General features: G+C 70.0%; 3 protein-coding genes. All 3 read left to right on the plus strand.

What is annotated here, in order from left to right; genetic code table 11:
- Positions 1–1,305 (plus strand): pyridoxal phosphate-dependent decarboxylase family protein (locus ACOJSN_RS22565; protein WP_420114732.1); only part of this gene is annotated, 1,305 nt, incomplete at its 5' end.
- Positions 1,306–1,377: 72 nt separating this feature from the next.
- Positions 1,378–1,965, plus strand: coding sequence for a bifunctional pyr operon transcriptional regulator/uracil phosphoribosyltransferase PyrR (gene pyrR, locus ACOJSN_RS22570; RefSeq protein ID WP_420114733.1), 588 nt, complete (start codon positions 1,378–1,380; stop codon positions 1,963–1,965).
- Positions 1,965–2,936: an aspartate carbamoyltransferase catalytic subunit gene (locus tag ACOJSN_RS22575; protein ID WP_420114734.1), complete on the plus strand. Its 972-nt coding sequence runs from the start codon at positions 1,965–1,967 to the stop codon at positions 2,934–2,936. The genes pyrR and ACOJSN_RS22575 overlap by 1 nt, the downstream gene beginning before the upstream one ends.
- Positions 2,937–3,226: the final 290 nt, after the last annotated feature.

The following is a 3,226-nucleotide window of genomic DNA, read 5'->3' on the forward strand; positions in this document are numbered from 1 at the left end:
GTGCTCTCGTATGTGTACGACAGCGGCCGCGCCGACCTGGACGCGCTCGCACAGGAGGCAGCAGCGCTGTTCCTCCCGGTGAACGGACTCGACCCGACGACGTTCACCTCGGTCGCAGTCCTCGAACGGGATCTCGTCGCATTCACGCGGGATGCGCTGCACGGCGGCAGCGAGGTGGTCGGTTCCGTCACCTCGGGCGGCACCGAGTCGTGCCTGTTGGCCGTCAAGTCGGCTCGCGACCGACTCACCTCCACAGGTTCTGGCTCAGGTCGCTCTCTCCTCCTGATGCCGACGACGGCGCACCCCGCCTTCCGCAAGGCCGTCGCCTACCTGGACATGGGCATCGTCGAGGTTCCGGTCGAGAGCAGCGGCGCTGTGGATCCGGACAGGTTCCTGGCGACACTCGACGAGCACGCCGACGTGGCCCTTGCGGTGGTGAGCGCCCCGAGCTACCCGACCGGCGCGCTGGACCCGGTCACCGACATCGCGGCCGGGTGCGACGCGCGAGGGGTGGATCTGCACGTCGATGCGTGCATCGGGGGCATGGTGCTGCCGTGGTGGCCGGACCCACTTCCGCCGTGGGATTTCTCCGTTCCGGGTGTGACCTCGATGTCGGCGGACCTGCACAAGTACGGCTTCGCGCCCAAGGGCGCCTCGGTCGTGCTCTACCGAGGTCGGGAGCGTCACCGTGCGCAGTACTTCGCCACTGCCTCCTGGCCGGGATATCCCGTTGTCAACCCGACGGTGCTCGGCAGCAGGTCGGCGACAGCTCTGGCCGCCGCTTGGGCCGTGACGCAAGCGCTCGGCGTGGGCGGCTACGCGGAACTGGTCGGCCGTACAGCGGAGGCGGCCCGGCAGCTCGCGACCCGACTCGAGCGCGTGGACGGGCTCGCGATCACCGGTTCGCCAGCGGGCCCGTTGCTCGCTGTGACAGCCGCGGGGGAGGGCGGAGTGGACCCGTTCCTCCTCGTCGACGAGGTGCGGGCCCGCGGGTTCCTGCTGCAGGCCCAGCCCGCCTATGCGCAGCCGGACGGCACCTTACTGCTGCGGTCGGCCCACGCCACGCTCACACCCGTCTCGTTGCAGGTGGTCGACGCCCTGGGTGACGCGATCGCCGAAGCGGCCGACGTGGTCCGCGGCATAGAGCCACCCACTCCGGACCCGGCGCTGGTGGCTCGGGTCGCGGCGAACGGGCTGCCCGAGCGGCTCGCCGGCGTGATGGCCACGCTGGAGGCGATGCCGCGTGACCAGGCACCCGCAGTGCTCACCCATCTGCTCGCGTCGGTGATCGACCCGGACCGCTAGTGGGGTAATGTCGGCGGCGGCAACCACCACCTTTAAGCCCGTCCCGTGAGGCGGGGAAGGAGGAACGGCCGGATGACTTCTGGCACCCCCGCGCGCTCCGGCGGCACCGAGCGCGTCGTTCTCGACGAGAGCGACATCGCACGCGCACTGACGCGCATCGCCCACGAGATCCTCGAGCGCAACAACGGCTCCGCCGGCGTGGTGCTGCTCGGGATCCCGACGCGTGGCGCGGACCTCGCACGGCGACTCGGAGAGCGCGTGCTCCAGGCCGACGGCCGCGAGGACGAGCTCGACCAGTTCGTGGGCACGATCGATATCACGCTGCACCGCGATGACCTGCGCCGGAATCCGGTTCGGGCGATTGAGGCCACCACGATCCCCCCGAGCGGGATCGACGACAAGGTGGTCGTGCTCGTGGACGACGTGCTGTTCTCCGGGCGGACCGTGCGTGCAGCGCTCGATGCGATCTCCGACGTCGGTCGCCCACGAGCGATCCAGCTCGCGGTGCTGGTGGACCGTGGTCATCGACAGCTCCCGATCCGAGCCGACTACGTGGGTAAGAACCTCCCCACCGCCGCGTCTGAGCACGTCGGTGTGCGTCTGTCCGAGGTCGACGGTGTCGACGAGGTCGCGATCGACCGCGGCGAGGAGGCGACGTGATCCGACACCTGCTCTCGGCCAAGGACCTGAGCCGCGAGGACGCCGTCGCGATTCTCGACACCGCCGCCACGATGGCCGCCACGCAGCAGCGCGAGATCAAAAAGCTCCCGCCGCTGCGAGGCAAGACGATCGTCAATCTGTTCTTCGAGGACTCCACGCGCACGCGGATCTCGTTCGAAGCCGCCGCGAAGCGGCTGTCGGCGGACGTCATCAACTTCTCCGCCAAGGGGTCCAGCGTCTCGAAGGGGGAGTCGCTCAAGGACACGGCCCAGACCCTGCAGGCGATGGGCGCTGACGGCGTGATCATCAGGCACTCGGCCTCGGGCGCCCCGTACCGGCTCGCGACCTCGGGGTGGATCGATGCACCGGTGATCAACGCAGGCGACGGGAAGCACCAGCACCCGACGCAGGCTCTGCTGGACGCGTACACGATGCGGCGGCGCCTGCGCGGCGAGGAGGCGATCGGTGCGGACCTCAGCGGCGTCCGGGTGCTGGTGGTCGGTGACGTCCTCCACTCGCGGGTGGCGCGCTCCAACGTGGACCTGCTGCACACTCTCGGCGCCGAGGTCACGCTCGTGAGCCCGCCCACGCTGCTGCCGGTCGGCGTGCAGACGTGGCCGTGCACGGTGTCCTACGACCTGGACGGTGCGATCTCCGCAGGTGCGGACGCCATCATGATGCTGCGTGTGCAGCGCGAGCGGATGAGTGCAGCCGGCGGCGGGTTCTTCCCCTCACCGCAGGAGTACTCGCGCAAGTTCGGCCTCGACCGCAAGCGGCTCGCGGCGCTCGGTGGCGATGCGCTCGTGATGCACCCCGGCCCGATGAACCGTGGGCTCGAGATCTCAGCGGAGGCCGCGGACTCCGCGCAAGCCGTGATCCTGGAGCAGGTGACGAACGGCGTGGCCGTACGGATGGCGGTGCTGTACATGCTGCTCGGAGGCTCCGAGGGCGGAACCGGAGTGCAGCAGTGAGTGAGGACCGGAGCGGAGCGAGGACCGGAGCGAGCGTCGCTGCGCGACCGACAAGCACAGGAGTGCAGCAGTGAGTGAGGACCGGAGCGCAGCGAGTACCGACGAGCACAGGAGGAGCGGGACAGTGACGAGGGCATCGAGCGAGTGCTACCTGATCCGCGGGGCGACACTGCCCGACGGCAGCACGACCGATCTGCTGCTGCGGGACGGCGTGATCGCCGCGATCGGCGCGGGTGCGAGCGACGAGGCGGACGGCGCGACCACGATCGATGCCAACGGGCTGCGGGTGC

Source organism: Pseudactinotalea sp. (assembly GCF_048594945.1).
Classification (GTDB): domain Bacteria; phylum Actinomycetota; class Actinomycetes; order Actinomycetales; family Beutenbergiaceae; genus Pseudactinotalea.